The following is a 21006-nucleotide window of genomic DNA, read 5'->3' as shown; positions in this document are numbered from 1 at the left end:
GATGGGGTTGGACGGAGCCTGGGCGATCGCCTGGATGCGGGGGAGTGCGGCGGTCGTCGCGGAACATCGCGTGGAGCTGATCAGGCTCGACCGTGACATCGGGGACGGCGACCACGGCGAGAACCTGGACCGCGGGTTCTCCGCGATCCTGCCGAAGCTCGACGAGCAGCCTGACGATGCGACACCCGCCGACATCCTCAAGCTCGCCGCGACGACGCTCATCTCGACCGTCGGAGGAGCGAGCGGCCCGTTGTACGGCACCGCGCTGCTCAAGGCGTCGATCGCCGTGGCCGGTCAGGAGGATCTCGACGCCGATGGCGTCGTCGCCCTGCTGACGGCGGCGCGCGACGGGATCGTGCTCCGTGGCAAGGCCGAGGTCGGCGACAAGACCATTGTCGACGCGTGGACGCCCGCCGTCGACGCTGCATCCGCTGCGGCGGCAGCGGGGGAGTCGCCGGCACGGGTGCTGGCAGCCGCTGCAGACGCCGCGTGGGGTGGCGCCGCGGCGACCGAGCCGCTCGTCGCCCGCAAGGGTCGCGCCAGCTACCTCGGTGAACGGGCCGTCGGGCATCGCGACCCTGGGGCGCAGTCCACCTCCTATCTCCTGCAAGCTGCGGCGGCGGCCGCTGAGGAGGGCGCTGCATGAGCGGGGGAGCCGTCGGCCTCGTCTTCGTCTCGCACAGCGCGCTGATCGCGGAGGGGCTCATCGCCCTGGCCCGGCAGATGGCGCCCGACGCGGCCCTCGCCGCGGCCGGTGGTACCGATGACGGAGGGATCGGCACGAGCTTCGAGCTGGTCTCCGCCGGGATCGCAGCCGTGGACTCCGGGGCCGGGGTGGTGGTGCTGTGCGATCTGGGGTCGGCGATCCTGACCGCTGAGACGGCACTCGACTTCCTCGACGACGACGTCCGAGGCCGGGTACGCATCGTCGACGCCCCGCTCGTCGAAGGCGGGGTCGCCGCAGCCGTGGCCGCGCAGACCGGCGCGACGCTCGACGAGGTCGTGGACGCCGCGCGGTCGGCAGCCGGCGGTGACCCTGCCCGGCACGGCGCCGACGAGGCGACTCGGGCGGGTGGGTCCGACGACCCGACGGCGCCCCACGCCGCAGCCTCCGTGACCCTGCGGAACAAGGACGGGCTCCACGCTCGACCCGCTGCGGAGTTCGTGAAGCTGGCGAGCACGTTCGCGGCCAAGGTGGTCGTGAACGGGAAGGACGCCAAGAGCCTGCTCGGGATCATGTCACTGGGCCTCGTCAAAGGGGCGGTCGTGGAGCTGCAGGCGGACGGTCCGGATGCGGAGGATGCCATCGGGGCACTGGCGTCGCTCATCGAATCCGGCTTCGGAGAGGTCTGACGGGTCGCGCTCGGGGCGGAAGCAGGTCGGCGCCCCGTGCGCAACGGGGTGGTCGACGCCGACGGTCGGCGTAGCATGACCCGCATGAACGAGCAGACGAAGACGTCGGACACCGAAGACCGCCAGTGCACGGTCTGTGGCCATCCGCTCGCCGAGCACACCTTCGACCGTTCCTCCGGGCACGATCACTTCATGACCTGCCCGACGGGGGAGCGGCTTCCGGACCCGGCGCAGTCCGCCGTCCCGGTCAACGAGTTCGGGATGCCGCTCTGGGACCAGGACCCCGATCGACCTGCTCCGTCGGCCTGACGACCCCGCTGGCCTGAGCCGTCATCCGAGGAGGAGCAACGACCGGACGGCGACACTGACACCGGTTTCGCGCGACGCCGACGTCTCGTGGAGAGCACTGCCGTCGATGAGCCAGCGCACCCATCGGACGAGTTGCTCCGGTGTGGCGTCGGAGCGGGCTGCGGTGGTGCGAACCGCCTCGGTGATGTGGTCGAGCAGGAAGCGGTCGACCATGTCCCGCTCGACGTCGAGGACGGCCGCCACGTCGTGGACGTGCGCCATGCCCTGGACCGCGCGAGCGAAACCGGCCGTCTGGTCGGCAGCCCGCTGGCGGTCGAGTGTGCCGAGGTAGGTGGCCAAGGCGGGTCGCCCAGGCCCGGCCCGTGCGGCGAGGTGGAGTTGCTCCTCGGTCCAGGCGGCGCTCACCCGCAACAGGGTGACCAGGATGTCGAGCTTGGTGGGGAAGTAGTGGAACAGGGTCCCCGAGGAGATGTCCGCCGCCCGGCAGATGTCCGCCGTCGACGTGGTCTCATATCCCTCGGCCGCGAAACAGCGGTAGGCCGCAGCGAGGATCGCGGTCTGGCGCGCGGTGAACCGCTGTGGGTCGACGATCCTCGGCATGTCTGCTCCCATATTCCTAGAGCGCCTACTCTAGCGCACGCACTCTATGAATTCGGACCAGATCAGAGGCGATTTCTGTTCCGATCGATTGTTGCGCGCAGCTCGGAGTGTGGAGCGCCGGTGGTTCTCATCGAGCACTCCGCCGTCCTGTGGACGGCCGGGCGATCATGGGGGAGCAGGCGGGACAGTCCACCTGCCGGACCCGCCCTGCCCGCGTGAGCTCGAGGTGTACGGGTGCATCGTCGTCGGGCTGTCGGATCGCGTGATGTCCGGCGCTTCCAACCATCGCCCCCGCGGTGGATATGCACGTCGACAGCATCTTCGCCGAGTCGCACCTGCACGATCGGATCCACGCGGTGACGACCCTGGGGCAGGACCTCCGGAACGGGCGGCTTGGCATGCCGGATGAAGCTAAGTTGACATAATGTGCATTATCGGCTCCTTTTAGCCCGCCGCGAGCGGGGCCGGATCGGGTCACGTCGGCATGCATCACCGACCTGAGGATCGTGACGATGACCGGGGCGCGTCAGGAGCCGATGTACCGAGCGAGATGTTCTCCGGTCAGCGTCGAGCGATCGGCGACGAGCGCTGCGGGCGTCCCGGTGAACACCAGACGTCCGCCGTCGTGACCTGCGCCGGGTCCGAGGTCGACGATCCAGTCCGCATGCGCCATGACCGCCTGATGATGCTCGATGACGATGACCGACTTGCCGGAGTCCACCAGTCGGTCCAGGAGTCCGAGCAGGTTCTCCACGTCAGCGAGGTGCAGGCCCGTCGTCGGCTCGTCCAGGATGTAGACCTCGCCCGAGTCGGCCATCTGCGTCGCCAGTTTGAGTCGCTGTCGTTCGCCTCCTGACAGGGTCGTCAACGGCTGTCCGAGGCTGACGTAACCGAGCCCGACGTCCACGAGTCTCGCCAGGATGAGGTGCGCGGCGGGCGTCCGGGCCGGCCCGTCGGCGAAGAAGGCCTCGGCCTCCGTCACCGACATCGCGAGCACCTCGCTGATGTCCCGCTCCCCCAACTGATATTCCAGAACGGAAGCATCGAACCGGCGGCCCTCGCACACCTCGCAGACGGTCGAGACGCTCGCCATGACGCCGAGATCGGTGAAGACGACACCTGCGCCGTTGCAGTTCGGGCAGGCTCCCGCCGAGTTCGAGCTGAACAGCGCCGGCTTGACCCCGTTGGCCTTCGCGAACGCCTTGCGGATGGGCTCGAGCAGACCCGTGTACGTCGCCGGGTTACTGCGACGCGAGCCGCGGATCGGGCTCTGATCGACCGTCACCACACCGGGACGCCCGGCGACCGAGCCGTGGATGAGCGAACTCTTGCCCGAGCCGGCGACACCCGTGACGACCACGAGGACGCCGAGCGGCACGTCGACGTCGACGCCCTGCAGGTTGTGCCGGTCGGCGCCACGGATCTCGATGACACCGGTCGGTCGACGCAACACTGTCTTGAGCGTGGCGCGGTCGTCGAAGTGGCGTCCGGTGAGCGTGTCGCTCGCTCGGAGGCCGTCCACCGTCCCCTGGAACGTCACCTGTCCCCCGCCGGTCCCGGCTCCGGGACCGAGGTCGACGACGTGGTCGGCGATCGTGATCGTCTCCGGCTTGTGTTCCACGACGAGGACGGTGTTCCCCTTGTCGCGGAGCCGCAGGAGCAGTTCGTTCATCCGCTGGATGTCATGCGGGTGCAGTCCGACGGTCGGCTCGTCGAACACGTAGGTCACGTCGGTGAGCGACGACCCCAGGTGGCGGATCATCTTCGTGCGCTGCGCCTCCCCACCGGAGAGGGTGCCCGTCGTGCGGTCGAGTGACAGGTACCCCAGCCCGATGGCGACGAAGGAGTCGAGCGTCTCCTGGAGGACCGTCAGGAGTGGGCGCACCGACGGTTCGTCGAGCGCCCGGGTCCACGCCGCGAGGTCGCTGATCTGCATCGTGCACAGTTCGGCGATGTTCCGACCGGCGATGCGCGAACTCCGTGCGCCCTCGCTCAGGCGGGTCCCCTCACACGCCGGACACATGGTGAAGGTGACGGCGCGGTCGACGAATGCGCGGATGTGCGGCTGCATCGCCTCACGGTCCTTCGAGAGGAACGACTTCTGCACCTTCGGGATCAGGCCCTCGTAGGTCATGTTGATGTCGCCGACCTTGACCTTCACCGGCTCCTTGTGGAGGAAGTCATGGAGTTCCCGCTCCGTGTAGTCCTGGATGGGCTTGTCCGCGTCGAGGAATCCGGATCCGGTGAAGATCCGCACACCCCAGCCGTCGGGTGTGTAGCCGGGGATCGTGAGCGCGCCCTGGTTGAGCGACTTCGTGGCGTCGTAGAGCTGGGAACGGTCGATGTCGTTCACGGTCCCCATCCCCTCGCACCGCGGGCACATGCCACCGGTGATCGAGAAGCTCCGCCGCTGCTTCGTGCTCTGTCCCCCACGTTCGATGGTCACCGCTCCGGCGCCGCTGATCGAGGCGACGTTGAAGGAGAAGGCCTGTGGAGAGCCGATGGACGGGTCTCCGATCCGACTGAAGAGGATGCGCAGCATGGTGTTCGCGTCGGTCGCCGTGCCCACCGTCGAACGCGAGTTCGCGCCCATCCGCTCCTGGTCCACGATGATCGCCGTGGTGAGTCCCTCGAGCACGTCGACGTCGGGCCGTGCCTGCGACGGCATGAAGCCCTGGACGAAGGCACTGTAGGTCTCGTTGATCATCCGCTGTGACTCGGCGGCGATCGTCCCGAAGACGAGAGAGCTCTTCCCCGAGCCGGACACGCCCGTGAACACGGTGAGGCGGCGCTTGGGGAGGTCGACGTCGACGTCGCGCAGATTGTGCTCGCGGGCACCCCTGACCCGGATGACGTCGTGGCTGTCAGCGGCCCTGGTGTGCATCGGCGTCTCGGTCATGGCGATCAGCGTATCCGTCGTCATCGGCCGGCGTCTCGCCTTGATCGACACTGGATCCGCGCGACATGGAAGGTCATGCTGTGAAACACCTGTGTGAATGCGTCACACTGGTGGAACGCACCCCGTCTGCTCGGGAGCGCTGCACTGTACACCGTCAGGAGCCGACCATGTCCGAACCGTCCACCACCACCTACACGCTGAACTCCGCCAAGCTGACCGCGAGCCAGATCTCCGGTGTCCGATGGGCCTTCGCCGTCGGAGGGATCCTCACGATCCTCTTGGGTGTCTTCCTGCTGGTCGCGCCGAAGGCCTCGCTGGTCGCCGTCGCGTGGATCTTCGCCGTCTACTTCCTGATCGCCGGGATCGCCCGCATCGCGCGTGGGGTCGTGGCCCGGGAGCACGGCGGACTCTGGCGGGTCCTCACGATCGTGTTCGGTGTGCTGCTGTTGGCCGCCGGCGTCTACATCTTCATCGATCCGCTGCTCGGCATCGGCGCACTCGTCTTCGTGATCGGTGTCTCCTGGATCGTCGAGGGCGTGGCTTCGCTGTTCGACTCGGCACCGGACGTGTCGCGGTGGATCACGATCCTCTACGGCGTCATCAGCGTCGTCGCCGGCGTGTTCGTCCTCGCGAACCCGCTGCTCGCCGCCGTGACCCTCCTGCTCGTCACCGCGTTCTTCCTCATCGCGGCCGGCGTCGTCGAGATCATCCAGGCGATCACGTTCGGTAAGCAGGTGAAGCGGGCCGGTCTCGCCGGCTGACCCCGCTTGGCAGGACGACGAACGCCCGGCCCCTCGAGGACCGGGCGTTCGTCGCGTCGGGATCGTCGCCTACTCGGCGATGAAGTCGCTCGTGTCCCCCACGTAGCGGGTGTGGTCCTCGGGGATCGGGTCCACGGCGGCCGAGGCGACCTCGGCCGCGAACTCGCCCACGTTGTAGAGGCGACCGGCCGACTCCTTGCGGGAGCTGATCGCACCGGGGTTGGCACGTTCGAGGAGCGTCGCGGTGATGGTCCCCTCGATCATGTCGCCCGAGACGACCACGAACTCGACACCGGCGGCATCGAACTGGTCCTGCTTGGCCCGGAGTGCGTCCTCGCCCGCGCGCTTGGAGGTCGCGACCGGCACGTACTCGGGCATCGTCGGCGTGGTCCGGATGAAGTGCGCCTGGTGGCTCGTGACAAACACGATCCGCGAGCCGGGGCGGAGCAGCGGGAGGGCGTGTTCGACGACGCTCACCTGTGCGTCGCGGTTGAGCTGCATGGCGTAGTCCTCGGCCATGCCGCTCTCCATCCCACCGGAGGCGTTCAGCACCAGGACGTCGAGGTCGCCGAGTTCGGCCTTCGTCGTCGCGAACATCGCGGCGACCGACGCGGGGTCGGTGAGGTCGGCTCCGACCACCACGGCCTGCACACCGAGGGCTCGCACCTCGTCGGCGAGCTTGACGGCGCGAGCCTCCTTGTTCCGGTAGTTGATCACGACGTTGGCGCCGGCACCGGCGAAGTACCGGATGGTGTCGGCACCGATGCCGCGGGAGGAGCCCGTCACGAGGACGTTCTTCCCGGAGAGTGATCCGGCGGCCAGGGGGTTCGTCACGTGAGGGCTCCTTCAGATCTGGGGCCGCTCATCGGCGGCTGGTTCCAGCCAACGACCTTACCAAGAACCGGGAGACGGATCCGGTTCGGCGCTCCGCCCAGCTGATAGCGTTGAACCCGACCGGCGCACCGTCTCGCGCTCCCCCGGACTGCGAGGCGGCAGACGCGAGAGCCGATCCGGGAGGAATCCGCACCATGGACGTCATCACCGAGTACGCCTGGATCGCCTGGTTGGTCCTCATCCTCGTGTTCGTCATCATCGAGATCCTGTCACTCGAGTTCACCTTCCTCATGCTCGCGCTCGGTGGCACCGTCGGGCTGCTCTCCGGCCTCCTCGGCGCTCCATGGTGGCTCCAGCTGCTCATCGCGGCCGCTGCCGCCCTCCTCCTCCTGTTGGCCGTCAGGCCGCCGCTGCTCCGAGCGCTGCAACGCGGCGCGGACCCGGCGAGGAGCAACGTCGACGCACTCCTCGGCATGCCGGGGATCGTCCTCGCGACGGTGACCCCGCACGCTGGCCAGGTCAAGCTCGGCAACGGCGAGGTCTGGACCGCCAGGACCCCGCACGACTCCCCCGCGTCGTCGCTCGAGCCCGGCACGCGCATCGTCCTGTCCGTCGTCGACGGTGCCACCGCCGTCGTCGTCCCCGTCCCGACCCACCCGGCACCGCTGGGCGAGCAGAAGGAGTAGTCGTGAACGACATCTCATCAGGAGCGATCATCGGCTGGGTGATCGCGGCCATCGTCGTGGTCTTCGTGCTGGTGGTGCTGTTCCGATCCATCCGCATCATCCCGCAGGCGAGCGCCGGCGTGGTCGAGCGGCTCGGCAAGTACCACAAGACCCTCATGCCCGGGTTGAACCTGCTCATCCCGTTCATCGACCGGCTCCGGCCGCTCATCGATCTCCGAGAGCAGGTCGTCTCCTTCCCGCCGCAGCCGGTGATCACCGAGGACAACCTCGTCGTCTCGATCGACACGGTCGTCTACTTCCAGGTGACCGACGCCCGTGCCGCGACCTACGAGATCGCGAACTACCTGGGGGCCGTCGAGCAGCTGACCACGACGACGCTTCGAAACGTCGTCGGTGGGCTGAACCTCGAGGAGGCGCTGACGAGCCGCGACGAGATCAACAGCAAGCTCCGCATCGTGCTCGACGAGGCGACCGGTAAGTGGGGTATCCGCGTCGGACGCGTCGAGCTCAAGGCGATCGACCCGCCGCTCTCCATCCAGGACTCCATGGAGAAGCAGATGCGGGCCGAGCGTGACCGTCGAGCGCTCATCCTCACCGCCGAGGGCACCAAGCAGTCGGCGATCCTGACCGCCGAGGGTGCGCGGCAGGCCGAGATCCTCCGCGCCGAGGGTGATGCCCAGGCGGCTGTGCTCCGTGCTCAGGGTGAGGCGTCCGCCATCCAGACGGTGTTCAAGGCCATCCACGACGGTGACCCCGACGAGAAGCTCCTGGGCTACCAGTACCTGCAGATGCTCCCGAAGCTCGCGGAAGGCCAGGCGAACAAGCTCTGGGTCATCCCGAGCGAACTGACCGAGGCGCTCAAGGGCATCGGCTCCGCCTTCGGGCCGGGCAACACCCGCGACCCTGCGGCCACGGCACGGGCGGCGGCCGCAGCCGCGCAGACGCCCTCCTTCACCACGGCGCCGGCCGCGTCGCCCCAGACGCCACCGGCGCCGACGGCGCCCGTCCAGCCCGAGGGCTGAGCACGCGGTGACGACAGCGGTCCTCCCCTACTTCCGTCCCGCCCGCCCTCGGGTCCTCGCCCATCGAGGGCTGGCCGGGCCGGGGGTTCCCGAGAACACGCTGTCGTCCTTCCGTCGTGCCCTGGCCGCCGGCGCCGAGTACGTCGAGACCGATGCGCACTGCACGCGCGACGGACACGCCGTCCTCTTCCACGACCCGTCCCTGCGCCGCATCACGGGCGATCCGAGACCGATCGCCGACCTCGAACTCGCGGATCTCCAGCGGATCGACCTCGGCGGCGATCGCATCCCGACGTTGTCGGAGGCGCTGGCCGAGTTCCCCGGGGCGCGCTTCAACCTCGACATCAAGGCTGCTGCAGCGGCTGCTCCGGCAGCTGCCGCGATCATCGGCGCCGACGCCGCCGATCGGGTGCTCGTGACCTCCTTCGACGAAGGCAGACGTTCCGCGATCGTGCGGGCCGTGGGGATGGAGGCCGGTGCCGACTCCGTTGCCTCATCCGCGTCGGCCCGGATCCTGCTCCGCGTCCTCCCCGCAGCCGCCATCGGGCTCCCCGAAGCGCTCCGTCGGTCGCTCGCCGGTGTCCAGGCGCTCCAGGTGCCCGAACGGTTCCGCGGCGTGCCCGTCGTGACGAAGCGCCTCCTTGCACAGATGCACGCCCTCGGCGTCGAAGTGCACGTGTGGACGGTCAACGACCCCGCCGACATGCGACGCCTACTGGATCTCGGCGTCGACGGCCTCGTCACCGACCGCTGTGATCTCGCGCTCGACGTGGTCCGATCACGCTGACGGCTCAGTTCTCCGCATCCGGCGTGGCTCCAGCTGGGCATGAGCTGATAGCTAGATGGGTGAACGGAACAGTTTACCCAGCTTGTGGGTTTATAACTGTGGATGCCGAGCGAGAGGAGACCACACAATGGCAGATCGCAGTTTGCGCGGAATGCGCCTGGGCGCCCAGAGTCTACAAACGGAAGAGGGCGTCATATTCTCGGCGCGGAGCAACCACATCTACCGGTGTCAGAGTTGCGAGCGCGAGACCACCATGACCTTCGCCGCCGACGCGGAAGTCCCCGAACTGTGGGAGTGCCGGCACTGCGGTGCGGAGGCCGTCCTCCTCGTCGACTCGAAGCCCGTCGTCGTCGACCGCGGTGACGTGAAGACGCCCCGCAGCCACTGGGACATGCTGCTCGAGCGCCGCTCGCGCGATGAGCTCGAGGAGCTGCTCGAAGAGCGCCTCTCATATCTCCGGGCCCGGCGCGGCCAGCAGAAGAGCGCGTGACACCGAGCCCCTGACAGGCCTCCCCTCGATCGGCTGATCCGATATCGGATCAGCCGATCGTCATGTCCGGGGACGGTTCGAGATGCGCCTGGGCCTGGCCGCGAACCCGGCGAGGACCAGCGAGGCGAGTCCCATGCCACCGATGAACATTTCGAGCTGGTGACCGAAGGCCATCGACGGCGTGACCGTGTCCGCGAGCGGCACCTCGGAGACCATCGATCCGGGGCGGAAGGCCGGGATGCTGTCGATCGTCGATCCGTCTGGGCCGATGATCTGACTGGTCCCCACGGTCGAGATGTTCACGACCGATCGTGCCGACTCGATCGCCCGGAGTCGAGCGATGGCCAGCTGCTGTTGATTCTCGTCCGTCTGCCCGAAGTCCGCGTTGTTGGTCTGGGCGAACACGATGCGCGCGCCACCCGCCACCGCGTCTCGGGTGAGCCGGTCGTCGGCGATGTCGAAGCAGATGCTGATCCCTGCGAGCACCCCGTCGATGTCGAAGACGTTGTCCTTCGTACCCGGGGTGTACTCGCGCTGGATGAGGCCGATGAGGTCGGGTGCGAACGGCTCCCAGAACGTCCGGTCCGGGACGTATTCGCCGAACGGGACCGGGTGCTTCTTGTCGTAGACGTCGCGGACGCCGTCCGAGGCGTCCCAGAGGAGCGACGAGTTGTAGTAGCGATCGCCGCGCTGAGAGATCGCACCGACGACGAACGGTGCGTCCATGCGGCGGCTCAACGCGTCGAGGGCTGCAGCCGATTGGGGAACCCGCTGCGGGTCGAGGTCTGCGCTGCCCTCGGGCCAGACCACGACGTCGACGTCCGCATCGAGCACCGGCAGCGTCTCGTCGATCTGGGTCTGCATGACGGTGCCGGGTGCTGCGGCATCGAAGTAGCCGGCGGGGCCGTTGCCCTGGATGGCAGCCACCCGCATGCTCCCGGTCGTCGCCGTCGGCCATGCCGGCACCACGAGTACCGCGATGACCGCCAGGACCGCGGTCCCGACCCGGCTGACCGTCGGGAGCTCCGCGGTCGCGGCGAGCTGCAGGGCGAGTGCCACGAGCAGCACCATGAGGAACGACAGCCCCGAGAACCCGACCCAGGCGACGAGCGGGGCGAACGGGCTCTCGGACTGGCTGAGCGCCATCCTCGCCCACGGGAATCCGCCGTAGGGCCAGGTGCTCACGAGCGTCTCGCGCGCGGTCCACAGGGCGGCGACCACCGCGGCGGTCAACCAGACCCGTCCCCCGACGCCTGGGAAGGCGCGCGGTACCCAGCGGTACGCCAGGGTGATGAGCACGGCTCCGAGCGCGAAGAAGATGGCCTCGAGTGTCGACAGCGCCGCCCAGGGGACGGGACCCAGGTAGGCGGTCGCCCACTCGATGTGGATCAGGTAGAACGACTCGCCCGCCAGGAAGCCGATTAGGAGCGCACCGCCGACGCTGCGTCCCATGAGGGTGAGGAGGACGAGGGCGATGCCGACGAACGTCAGGGGCCAGACCCCGCGGTCCGGGAATCCGGCGTCGAGGACCGGCCCGGCGGCGATGGCTACGACGGCCGCGAGCCAGAGCGGGAGCGGTGGACGACGATCGACCAGCGCGTCGATCGGTCGGAGCCGGCGGCTCCGACGGTGCGGGGACCTCACAGCGAGCTGTACGCGACGATGCCGCGTCGGATCGAGTCGAGCGCCTCGCGCGAATGACGGCCCACCGGTCCGTCGACGACGCGGAGCTGATCGAGCAGGTCGATGGTCTGCTTGCACCACCGCACGAAGTCCCCGGCGGCGAGTTCCGCCTCGATGAGCACCGTGTCGAGGTTCGCGCCCTTGGCCCACTGGTGCATGGCGAGCGAGAGTCCGGTCGAGATCGGGTTGCTCCCCGGGAGGCGGTGCTCCCGTTCGCTGTCGTCGAGCCGACTCCAGAGGTCCTGCGTCCGTTCGAGTGCGGACCGGAACGGGCCGCGGGGCAGGAAGCGTTCCGGGGTGTTCTGCTCCTCGCGCCGTGGTTCGTACACGATCGCGGCGGCCATCGCGGCGAGGGATGCGGCGTCGAGGTCGTTCCACGCACCGGTGCGCAGGCATTCCGCCACGAGGAGGTCCCGTTCTCCGTAGATGCGCTTCAAGGTGCGTCCGGGAGCCGCGACGACGACCGCGCCGTGCTCGTCGCGTGCCAGGTACTCGTACTCGAGCAGCACGTCGACGACCCGGTCGAACACGCGCGCGACCGCGCCCGTCCGCGTCTGGATCTGCTGTCGCAGCTGGTCGGTCTGCTTCTTGAGCTTGAACCATCGTTCCGCCCAGCGAGCGTGGTCCTCGCGATGCGGGCAGACGTGGCAGGCGTGAGCCCGCATGCGCTTGCGGAGTTCGGCGAGCTTGCGTTGGCGACGGTCCTTCGACGCGCGCGAGCCGTTCGGCTCGCCTTTGCGTTCGAGGTCCGTGAGCTCGCGCCGGATTCCCGCGTACTCGACGAAGATCCCGAGGTGGCACGACATGGACTTCTCGTAGCCGGCGAGCGAGGACTCCTGCTCGCGCACCTTCCGGGCGATCCCGACGACGGCCCGGTCCGCCTGGAACTGTGCGAAGGACGACTCGAGGATCTGCCGGGTGCGTTGACGGCCGAACTGGTCGATCAGGTTGACCGCCATGTTGTAGGTCGGGCGGAAGCTGGAGTTGAGCGGGTAGGTGCGTCGGGAGGCCAGCGAGGCGACGGACTGCGGGTGCAGCCCCTCGGTCCACTGGATCACGGCGTGGCCCTCGACGTCGATGCCACGGCGTCCGGCGCGCCCGGTGATCTGGGTGTACTCCCCCGGGGTGATCGGGACGCGTGCCTCACCGTTGAACTTCTCGAGCTTCTCGAGGACGACCGTCCTGGCCGGCATGTTGATGCCGAGCGCGAGGGTCTCGGTCGCGAAGACGACCTTCACGAGCTTCCGCCGGAAGAGCTCCTCGACGACCTCCTTGAACGCCGGCAGGAGACCGGCGTGGTGGGCGGCGACGCCCCGCTCCAGACCATCGAGCCACTCCCAGTAGCCGAGGACGGCGAGGTCCTCGTCGAGCAGGGTCCGACAGTGCTCGTCGACGATCTGACGGATCTCGTCGCGTTCGTGCGCCTCGGTCAGCCTGATGCCGGAACGGAGGACCTGCTTCACCGCCTGGTCGCACCCGACGCGGCTGAAGACGAAGAAGATCGCCGGGAGCAGGAGGTGGTCGTCGAGCATCTGGACGAAATGCCCGCGGTCGAGCTTCTCGGCCCGATGCGGGGCTCGGCGCTGGTTGTAGCGGCTGATGTCCTTGTACTGACGACTGTTCGGTGCACGGCCACCGAACTGCGCCATACGGACGAGCTCCGGGTTGACCTGGTGGGTGTCGGCGAGGCTCGGCGCGGCGAACAGGTCGATGAGCTTGTTCCGCATCAGCACGTGCTGGGTGAGCGGCACCGGGCGATCCTCGGACACGATCACGGCGGTGTCACCGCGGACGGCCTGCAGCCAGTCGCCGAACTCCTCGGCGTTCGACACGGTCGCGCTCAGCGACACCATCCGGACGGCCTGCGGGAGGTGGATGATGACCTCCTCCCACACCGCTCCGCGGAACCGGTCCGCCAGGTAGTGCACCTCGTCCATGATGACGAAGGCGAGATCGGTCAGCGCGTCGGAGTCCGCGTACAGCATGTTGCGGAGGACCTCGGTCGTCATGACGACGATGCGGGCGTTGCCGTTCACGTTCGTGTCGCCCGTGAGCAGGCCGACGTGCTCGGACCCGTACTCGGCGGTGAGTTCCTGGAACTTCTGGTTGCTGAGCGCCTTCATCGGCGTGGTGTAGAAGACCTTGCCGCGGTCGCCGTGCATGGCGAGGGCGATCGCGAACTCGGCGACGATGGTCTTACCGGCCCCCGTCGGTGCGGCGACGAGGACGCTGCTGCCGTTCTCGATCCGCTCGCACGCCTCGAGTTGGAACGCGTCAAGGTCGAAACGCTGCCTCGCGCGGAACTCCTGGAGCCTCGGTGTCGCGTTCCGGACCGCCGCTGCCCGATACCGCTCGGCAGGCGAAGCGGTGTCGCTCATGCGAGCCCCGCGCTACCGAGTTCGGCGTCGATGCGTCGCTGCCGCTTGGCCGCACTGCGGTCGTGGAGGACGGCGACGCCGTACGCCGCGAAGTACAACAGGACCATCGGGATCGCGAGGACGAACATCGACACGATGTCGGCGGCGGGCGTGGCGATGGCCGTGAAGAGCACGATCACGAGGATCGCGACCCGCCACGCCTTGATGATCGCCGCTGCGGAGAGCACACCGACGAAGTTCAACAGGACGAGGAACACCGGCAGCACGAAGGCGACACCGACCGCGAGCACCAGCTTCAGGACGAAGTCGTAGTAGGTGGTGGCGTCGAGGAAGTTGGCCGCCGCCGTCGGGGTGAAGCCGAGCATGAGCTCGACGATGTGCGGCAACACGAACCAGCCCGCGTAGCAGCCCGCCAGGAACAACGGCACCGCGGTCGCGAAGAAGCCGATCGCGTATTTCAGCTCCTTGCGGGTCAGGCCGGGCACGAGGAACGCCCAGATCTGGTAGAGCCACACCGGGCTGGACAGGACGACGCCGGCGGTGAGGGCGATCTTCATGCGCAGGTCGAACGCGCTCGTGACGTTGGTGAAGTTCAGGAACGCCTGCCCGCGATCGTCGGCGATGACGAGGATGGGGGCGCTCATCGCCTCGATGATCCACTCGGAGGCGATGAAGCCCGCGACCATGCCGACGATGATGCCGATGGCGGAGTAGAACAGACGTTTCCGCAACTCGACGAGGTGCTCGCCGAGCGACATCCGCCCTTCGCGGTTCTGTTTCTTGGGACGCTTCTCGGTCAGGGCCACGGCGAGATCGTCCGTTCCTGAGCGGCGTGTTCGAGGCGCACTCGTCGGGGGCCAGGTGCTGGCGTCATCGGGCTCGGGTGGTCCTCAGGGTTACGGCTTGACCGGCGGGTCGGTCGGCTTCTGCGGGGCCGTCGCGGCCGGGGTCTGGTCGGCGGGTGCCGAAGTCGCGGGCGGAACCGTGCCCGTCGCGTCGGGCGAGGCGGGCTCGTCGTCGCGCATGCTCTTGACCTCGCTCTTGAAGATCCGCATCGACTGACCGACGCTGCGGGCGAGACCCGGGAGCTTCGGTGCTCCGAACAGCAGCAGGACGATGAGGAGGATGATGACGAGGTGCCACCCGGTGAATGCGTTGCCGAACATAGTCTTCGTTCCTGATCTTCGAGGTCGAGGTCCACTCACTCTACCCTGCATCTCCCGTTCGACCGCCGGGAGTCTCGGGAGTCAGCTACCGGATGTCGTGCGGTACTGCGCGAGACCGGCGGCCGCCCAATCGGCGACCGCGTCGCGCGCGTCCGCCGGCCCGAGCACCGTGATGAGCCCGGGGTGCGCGGCGACCAGTCGTTTGAGGCCGTGATGGTGAGCGAGGCGCAGGGTCGCGGTGACCTCGACATCGGCGTCTTCGCGGGCTGCGGGGCCACCTGGCGCGCTGTCGACGGCGACCACGTAGTCGTCGATGAGCGGGAGGACCGAGCGTCGGACGAGCACGGTGACGTTGCGATCGGAGTCGCTCGGCTCGAACAACGCGGTCGGGACGACGACGTCCGCTTCGCGGAACACGACCTCGGCATCGGTCTCGCGCAGCTCGGTCATCCGATCGAGCCGGAAGCGACGCGTCGCCTCGCGCAGGTGGCACCACCCGTAGAGGTACCAGTCCTGGTCCTGGGATTCGAGACGCAGTGGGTCCACCAGTCTCGCCTCGGTCGCCCCGCTCGCATCGACGTAGTCGAACGCGACGCTGTGGCCGGCGGCCAGAGCCGACCGGATGATGCCCACCGCGTGCGCGGAGTAGGACTCGGTGACCGCGAGCTGGCCCGGAGCCGACGACGCCCCGCGGGCGAGTTTCGCCATCACGCCCCCGATGACGTCGCTGTCGACGAACTCGGGGAGGCGCTGGAGCGACTGCAGACCGGCGATGAGGGCCGAGGCCTCGCGGGCTGAGAAGCGAGGACTGTCGTCGAGCGCGACCCGGTGGGTGAGGACGATCTCGTCGTCCTCCTCGAAGCTGCCCCAGTCGATGTCGAAGAGGTCGCCGGCGAGGTACTGCCGGGTGTCGCCCGGCACGCCGGACACCGTCAGGAGCTCGACCGCTTCGCGGATCTGGCGCGGGGACAGGCCGAAATGCCGCGCGGCCTCGTCGACCGTTACCCGCTCGCGGTCGATGAGGTACGGCACGAGCGAGAGGAGGAAGATCAGCTTGTCCTGGGCGCGGGGCGCCGCCGGTCGCTTAGCCACGGGCGGCCTCCTCGGGGTGGGGTGCGTCGTCGGTCGCGCGGTGGCGGGCGACGACCAGCTCGAGTCTGGACGCCACGGCCTCGACGAGTGCCGGAGGATCGAGGACGACGACCTCCGGGCCGAACCCGGCGAGCTCGTCGGCGAGGATGTGGTGGTCGAGGTACGGGATGGTGAGTTCAGTGCGCTCCGTGTCGCTGACGCCGTAGCGGTTGCCGAGGCGGGCCGCGGCGTCGGTCCCGGGCCGGACACGGACGAGGGCGCGCTGCGACGAGGACACGCGGCGCAGGCCGTCGATCGCGTCGGCGGCGTGGTCGCGGTCCTCGGCTGGGAACGACTCCCCCGTCGGCTTGACCGGACCGACGATCCGCGACAGGAGGAACGTCCGAGGCTCGTCCACCGTCCGGTCGGTGGCGTAGAGGTGCCAACGACCCTCGTGCTGGACGAGCGCCAATGGTGCGACGGTGCGGACGCGTGGCCGCGCCTCGCCGGGCTTCAGGTAGGGGAAGGCGACCACGGACCGACGTTCGAGCGCCGCGTCGAGCGGTTCGAACGAGGACTCCCGGGTGCGGAGTCTCGGCGCGTATCCGATGATCGGTTCGTCGGGCTCGATGCCGAGCGACCGCAACTTCGTCATCGCGCGCTGCGACTGGCCGGAGAGCGACCCCTCACGCCACACCGTGGCTGCGAGCGACAGCAGTGACAGCTCCGCCGGGGTGAACCGGACGTCGGTGGGAAGCTCGTAGGCGCCCTTCGGGATCCGATAGCGCATCGACTGGTTGTTGCCGGGTTCACCCGGCTGTTCGATCGTCTCGAGCGGGACGCCGAGTTCGCGGATGTTGTCCTTGTCGCGCTCGAACTGTCGCTCGAGGCTGGCGTTGCCGCCGCCACTCGAATACTGCTGGCGGTACCCCTGGACGGTCGACAGGATCTCGTTCTTCGTCAGGCCGGTCTGCGTGGCGAGGAGCGCGAGCACGAGGCTGAAGAGTCGCTCCTCCACCGGGACCGGCTTCGGGGACTCGCTGGCTGAGGACACCGGTCCAGTCTACCGACGGACGGCCCGTCCCCCACCCGCGACGCGGGCGTTGGACGGGCCGTCTCCGAGGCGTGTCGGTTACTGTGCCGCGCGCTGGGTGCCGAGCACGTCGATGACGAACACGAGCGTCGCGCCGGCCGGGACGCTGCCCGACCCCTGCTCGCCGTAGCCGTCCTTCGGCGCCACCACGAGGATGATCTGCGAGCCGACCTGCTGGCCGACGACCGCGTCGTTGAAGGCCTTGATCATCTGACCGCCGTCGGCCTGGAAGACGAGGGGCTGACCCTTCTCCCAGCTGCTGTCGAAGACGCTCTTCTGATCCCACAGCACACCGGTGTAGTTGACGATGACCTGGTCGCCGGCCTTGACCGTGGCACCGTCGCCGACGCGGGACAGGGTGTGCTTCGTCTCGGTCGGGGCGGGGGCCGCCGGGATGGTGATACCGGGCTGGCCGCTCGGAGCGGTCACGACGGACGGGAACCCCGACGGGATCGGGCGCTCGGCGCCGTCGGCCTTGGGCAGCGCCGCACCCTGGATGTCGGCGACGAGGATGATCGCGTCGTCCTTCTTGATGCCGTTCGCCTCGCTGCCACCGCTCGGGCCGAAGGCGTCCTCGGGTGAGATCGCCGCGACGACACGGGATCCGACCGTCGTGCAGGCGAACGCCTTCGCGAAGCCGGGGAGGCTCCCGGACAGGGCGATGAGGGTGCTCGCGGGCCCGTTGAAGTCCGTCTGCTGCAGGACGTCTCCGGTGCGTCCGTTGAGGAGCATCAGGTTGAGGTTGACGGTGCCTTCGGCCGAGACCTGCTGGCCGTCGCCCTGGATGACGACCTGGCGCTCCGTCGTCTTCGTGTACAGCGGCGTCGGGACATCCACCTTCGGGGTGGATCCGAAGTCACCGGACACGCTGATGAGCTTCGTCGCGTCGCCGGCGGACGCCGCGGTGTCGCAGGACGCCGAGCCCGGCGCGGTGCACCCGGTGAGGGAGACGAGCAGGAGGCCTGCTGCGGCGATGAGAGCTGGTGCAGTGCGCACGGATCCTCGTTTCGGTGGTACGGGTGGGACGGCAGGTCGCCGTCGCACAGTTTAGTCGACGTGAACCGGGGTCAACGATCGTCGCCGAGAGCCGGCTCAGCGGCGGACGGTTCGATCGACTCGTCCGGCCCCGCGCTGTCACCGTCGAGGCCCCGTGCCCGGGAGAGCTCGGCGCTCGCCCCGGCGCTCCTGGCGCGCTTCCGCAGGATCTTCGCACTCGCGGAACGTTCCCCGAGGGCGCCCGGCGTCCACAGCTCGACGTCCTCGGCGCTGAAGTCGCTCTTCGAGGCGCGTCGCTTGAGCTCGGGCAGGACCGTGCCGGGCGCGAGCTTCCGTGCGGTGATGAGGAAGCCCGTGTGCCCGATCATCCGGTGGTCCGGTCGGACGGCGAGCCCCTCGACGTGCCACCCGCGCATCATCGTCTCGTTCGACTGCGGGTTCGTGAAGCCGCCCGTCCCTCGGATCGCCTCGGCGACGCGCGACAGCTGGGTGACCGTGGCGACGTAGCAGAGGATCACTCCGCCGGGCTTCAGCGCCTCCCACGCGGCGTCGAGGCACTCCCACGGTGCGAGCATGTCGAGCACCACGCGGTCGACGGACTCGGCGGGCATCGTCTCGGGCAGGGTCTCCTGGAGGTCGCCGACCGTGACCGACCAGTTCTGCGGGTCGTAACCGAAGAAGGTCGCGACGTTGCCTCGCGCGACGTCGGCGAACTCGTCCCGACGCTCGAAGGAGGCCAGTCTGCCAGACGGCCCGATGGCCCGGAGGAGCCAGAGGGAGAGCGCGCCGGAACCGACACCGGCCTCGACGACCGTCGCGCCGGGGAAGATGTCCGCCTGTCCGATGATCTCGGCCGCGTCCTTCGGGTAGATGATGGCGGCACCGCGAGGCATCGACATCACGAAGTCGACCAGCAGCGGCCGGAGCGCGAGGTGCTCGATGCCCTCGGTGTTGGCGACGACGCTGCCGTCCGGCAGGCCGATGATCGAGGTGTGCTCGATCATCCCGCGGTGCGTGTGGAAGACCTTGCCGGCCTCCAGCGTGATGGTGTTCTTCCGCCCCTTCGGTCCGGTCAGCTGCACGCGGTCGCCCTCGCGGAAGGGGCCGCTGTTCGCCGGCTGGTGGTTCGCGCTCATCGCTGTGCTGCCTCTGTCTCGGGGTGGTGGGTGGTGCCGCTCGCGGCCGAGCGAAGCTCGGCGAGGTCGGCGACGGAGCGCCCGGCGAGGGTGTCCCAGGTGGTGTGGTGCGGTCCCTCGGGGATCGGCACGATGTGCGGCACGGACACGGCGATGGTCCCCGCCGCGAGCGCGGACGCGAGACCGGTGGCGGAGTCCTCGATCGCGATGCACTCGCGGGGGTCGACCCCGAGTGCCGCTGCGGCTCTGAGGTAGGGGTCAGGATGGGGCTTGGGCTGCTCGACCTCGTCGCCGGCGACGATGAGGTCGAACGCGTCGAACGGGATGCCGCCTGCGATGTCCTCGGCCATGGACCGGATCGACATGGTGACGAGCGCGGTCGGCACGCCGGCCTCCCGGAGCTCGCGGAGCAGCTCCTGGGCACCGGGACGGAACGGGACGCCGCGTTCCTGGATGAGGCGCCGGACGTGGTCCGTGAGATGGGTGACGATCGTGTCCGCGTCCAGCGCGACGCCGCGGCCCTGGAGGACGGCGGCGGAGTCCCAGAGGCCGTTCCCGACGAGCAGGAGGCCGTCCTCATGGGTCCAGGTGCCGCAGTGGGCCGCGACCAGCTCGGTCTCGGCCTCCATCCAGTAGGGCTCGGTGTCGACGACGGTGCCGTCCATGTCCCAGAGGACTGCGGCAGGGAGGAGAGTGGTCACGGGGTGCCATGCTACCGGGTGCTGAAGCGCCTATCCTGGATGGATGGTCGCGGAAGGTCCCCGTGCACCGAGGAGTGAGACGTGACGGAAGACACCAAGGAGCCGCTGGGCGGTCGCCTGCTCGTCGTGGCGTTCGAGGGTTGGAACGACGCCGGCGAGGCGGCGAGCGGCGCGGTGCGCGTGCTTCGCGACTCGCTCGCCCTCCGCCCGCTGCTCGAGATCGACCCGGAGCCCTACTACGACTACCAGTTCAACCGGCCGACGGTCGGCGTCGACGAGGACGGCAAACGGTCCCTGACCTGGCCCGGTACCACGATCTCGGGGCCCGACCCCGAGGCGGCGAAGCCCGCGACCCCCTTGGCGGAGGACGCCGCGCTCCGCGTCAGCGAGGGCGGCGGTGACAACGTCTACGTGCTGCTCGGTGCCGAGCCGTCGCGCGGATGGAAGGCGTTCGTCGACGAGATCCTCGCCGTGATCACCGAGCAGCGCATCACCGGCATGGTGATGCTCGGTGCGATGCTCGCCGACGTCCCGCACACGCGACCGATCTCGGTCTTCGCCTCGAGCGAGAACGCTGAGCTGCGGCAGGCGCTGCAGCTCGAACGCAGCACCTACGAAGGACCGGTCGGCATCCTCAGCGTGCTGGCCGACGCCGCCGAGCGGCAGGGCGTCCAGAGTCTGTCGGTCTGGGCCTCGGTCCCCCACTACGTGCACAGCGCGCCCTCCCCGAAAGCCGTGTTGGCGCTGATCGACAAGCTCGAGGAACTCATCGACGTCGTCATCCCCCGCGGAGCCCTCGTCGAGGAGTCCGGTGAGTGGCAGAGCGGGATCGACACGCTCGCCGCCGAAGACGAGGACATGGCCGCCTACATCCAGCAGCTGGAGCAGGCGCGCGACACCGTCGAGTCGCCCGAGGCGAGCGGCGAGGCCATCGCCAAGGAGTTCGAGCGGTACCTCCGTCGGGACGAGGGTAAGGGCGACGAGCCCTGGCGGAAGGACCGCGAGTAGCCCGGTCCCATCGCGGTGGGGTGACTCCGGTGA

Annotated in this window: 21 protein-coding genes; 9 read left to right on the top strand and 12 right to left on the bottom strand. The window is 69.0% G+C overall.

Annotated elements, in window-relative coordinates:
- The first annotated feature begins 1 nt into the window (after position 1).
- The 3 genes from dhaL to BWO91_RS19660 all read left to right on the top strand — a co-directional run bounded on the left by dhaL (position 2) and on the right by BWO91_RS19660 (position 1662).
- The gene (gene dhaL, locus BWO91_RS10700; RefSeq protein WP_079002551.1) at positions 2-646 is read left to right on the top strand and encodes a dihydroxyacetone kinase subunit DhaL; all 645 of its coding nucleotides are present in this window, start codon (positions 2-4) and stop codon (positions 644-646) included.
- Positions 643-1353 carry a dihydroxyacetone kinase phosphoryl donor subunit DhaM gene (gene dhaM / locus BWO91_RS10695; protein WP_079002550.1) on the top strand — a complete coding sequence of 237 codons (711 nt, stop codon included), beginning with the start codon at positions 643-645 and terminating at the stop codon, positions 1351-1353. Before dhaL ends, dhaM begins: the two co-directional genes overlap by 4 nt.
- An 84-nt stretch (positions 1354-1437) precedes the next feature.
- Positions 1438-1662 (top strand): hypothetical protein, encoded by a 225-nt coding sequence (locus tag BWO91_RS19660; protein ID WP_133059937.1) that lies wholly within the window; start codon positions 1438-1440, stop codon positions 1660-1662.
- Positions 1663-1683: 21 nt separating this feature from the next.
- On the opposite strand, the gene BWO91_RS10690 is transcribed toward BWO91_RS19660, so the two are convergent.
- Positions 1684-2262: a TetR/AcrR family transcriptional regulator gene (locus BWO91_RS10690; RefSeq protein WP_071260255.1), complete on the bottom strand. Its 579-nt coding sequence runs from the start codon at positions 2260-2262 to the stop codon at positions 1684-1686.
- A gap of 526 nt (positions 2263-2788) precedes the next feature.
- The gene (locus BWO91_RS10685; RefSeq protein WP_079003934.1) at positions 2789-5161 is read right to left on the bottom strand and encodes an ATP-binding cassette domain-containing protein; all 2373 of its coding nucleotides are present in this window, start codon (positions 5159-5161) and stop codon (positions 2789-2791) included.
- A 167-nt stretch (positions 5162-5328) separates the two neighbouring features.
- Between BWO91_RS10685 and BWO91_RS10680 the strand changes: the two genes are divergently transcribed.
- Complete coding sequence (locus tag BWO91_RS10680) at positions 5329-5922, top strand: HdeD family acid-resistance protein (protein WP_167620467.1); 594 nt, start codon at positions 5329-5331, stop codon at positions 5920-5922.
- A gap of 69 nt (positions 5923-5991) precedes the next feature.
- Here BWO91_RS10680 and BWO91_RS10675 read toward each other — a convergent pair whose 3' ends face one another.
- Positions 5992-6756 carry an SDR family oxidoreductase gene (locus BWO91_RS10675; protein ID WP_079002548.1) on the bottom strand — a complete coding sequence of 255 codons (765 nt, stop codon included), beginning with the start codon at positions 6754-6756 and terminating at the stop codon, positions 5992-5994.
- A gap of 194 nt (positions 6757-6950) precedes the next feature.
- On the opposite strand from BWO91_RS10675, the gene BWO91_RS10670 reads away from it, so the two are divergent.
- From BWO91_RS10670 to BWO91_RS10655, 4 genes are all read left to right on the top strand, one after another.
- Positions 6951-7442, top strand: coding sequence for an NfeD family protein (locus tag BWO91_RS10670; RefSeq protein ID WP_079002547.1), 492 nt, complete (start codon positions 6951-6953; stop codon positions 7440-7442).
- 2 nt (positions 7443-7444) lie between these two features.
- On the top strand, positions 7445-8464 hold the full coding sequence (locus tag BWO91_RS10665) for an SPFH domain-containing protein (protein WP_079002546.1): 1020 nt from the start codon (positions 7445-7447) through the stop codon (positions 8462-8464).
- A 7-nt stretch (positions 8465-8471) separates the two neighbouring features.
- Positions 8472-9251, top strand: a complete 780-nt coding sequence (locus BWO91_RS10660) for a glycerophosphodiester phosphodiesterase family protein (RefSeq protein ID WP_079002545.1) — start codon at positions 8472-8474, stop codon at positions 9249-9251.
- A 127-nt stretch (positions 9252-9378) separates the two neighbouring features.
- The gene (locus BWO91_RS10655; protein WP_064296965.1) at positions 9379-9741 is read left to right on the top strand and encodes an RNA polymerase-binding protein RbpA; all 363 of its coding nucleotides are present in this window, start codon (positions 9379-9381) and stop codon (positions 9739-9741) included.
- A 60-nt stretch (positions 9742-9801) separates the two neighbouring features.
- Here the strand turns inward: BWO91_RS10655 and lnt are convergent, their stop codons facing one another.
- From lnt to BWO91_RS10610, 9 genes are all read right to left on the bottom strand, one after another.
- A complete protein-coding gene (gene lnt, locus BWO91_RS10650; RefSeq protein WP_240555457.1) occupies positions 9802-11385 on the bottom strand; it encodes an apolipoprotein N-acyltransferase in 1584 nt (527 codons plus the stop codon).
- Positions 11382-13802, bottom strand: coding sequence for a DEAD/DEAH box helicase (locus tag BWO91_RS10645; protein WP_079002544.1), 2421 nt, complete (start codon positions 13800-13802; stop codon positions 11382-11384). The genes lnt and BWO91_RS10645 overlap by 4 nt, the downstream gene beginning before the upstream one ends.
- Complete coding sequence (gene tatC / locus BWO91_RS10640) at positions 13799-14560, bottom strand: twin-arginine translocase subunit TatC (protein WP_071260381.1); 762 nt, start codon at positions 14558-14560, stop codon at positions 13799-13801. The genes BWO91_RS10645 and tatC overlap by 4 nt, the downstream gene beginning before the upstream one ends.
- Before the next feature lie 138 nt (positions 14561-14698).
- Entirely contained in the window at positions 14699-14968 is a 270-nt protein-coding gene (gene tatA, locus BWO91_RS10635; protein ID WP_079002543.1) for a Sec-independent protein translocase subunit TatA, read from the bottom strand.
- A gap of 81 nt (positions 14969-15049) precedes the next feature.
- Positions 15050-16060, bottom strand: a complete 1011-nt coding sequence (locus BWO91_RS10630; protein WP_079002542.1) for a helix-turn-helix transcriptional regulator — start codon at positions 16058-16060, stop codon at positions 15050-15052.
- The gene (locus BWO91_RS10625; RefSeq protein WP_079002541.1) at positions 16053-17093 is read right to left on the bottom strand and encodes a helix-turn-helix transcriptional regulator; all 1041 of its coding nucleotides are present in this window, start codon (positions 17091-17093) and stop codon (positions 16053-16055) included. Before BWO91_RS10625 ends, BWO91_RS10630 begins: the two co-directional genes overlap by 8 nt.
- A 78-nt stretch (positions 17094-17171) precedes the next feature.
- On the bottom strand, positions 17172-18128 hold the full coding sequence (locus tag BWO91_RS10620; protein ID WP_079002540.1) for an FKBP-type peptidyl-prolyl cis-trans isomerase: 957 nt from the start codon (positions 18126-18128) through the stop codon (positions 17172-17174).
- A 71-nt stretch (positions 18129-18199) separates the two neighbouring features.
- The gene (locus BWO91_RS10615; RefSeq protein ID WP_071260233.1) at positions 18200-19264 is read right to left on the bottom strand and encodes a tRNA (adenine-N1)-methyltransferase; all 1065 of its coding nucleotides are present in this window, start codon (positions 19262-19264) and stop codon (positions 18200-18202) included.
- Positions 19261-19965, bottom strand: coding sequence for an HAD family hydrolase (locus BWO91_RS10610; protein WP_240555455.1), 705 nt, complete (start codon positions 19963-19965; stop codon positions 19261-19263). Before BWO91_RS10610 ends, BWO91_RS10615 begins: the two co-directional genes overlap by 4 nt.
- Positions 19966-20046: 81 nt before the next feature.
- Here BWO91_RS10610 and BWO91_RS10605 point away from each other — a divergent pair, with 81 nt between their 5' ends.
- Positions 20047-20973, top strand: a complete 927-nt coding sequence (locus BWO91_RS10605; protein WP_064296958.1) for a PAC2 family protein — start codon at positions 20047-20049, stop codon at positions 20971-20973.
- The last annotated feature ends 33 nt before the right edge of the window (positions 20974-21006 follow it).

It is taken from the genome of Plantibacter flavus, from assembly GCF_002024505.1.
Classification (GTDB): Bacteria; Actinomycetota; Actinomycetes; order Actinomycetales; family Microbacteriaceae; genus Plantibacter; species Plantibacter flavus_A.
This window is presented reverse-complemented; position numbering and strand designations above follow the sequence as displayed.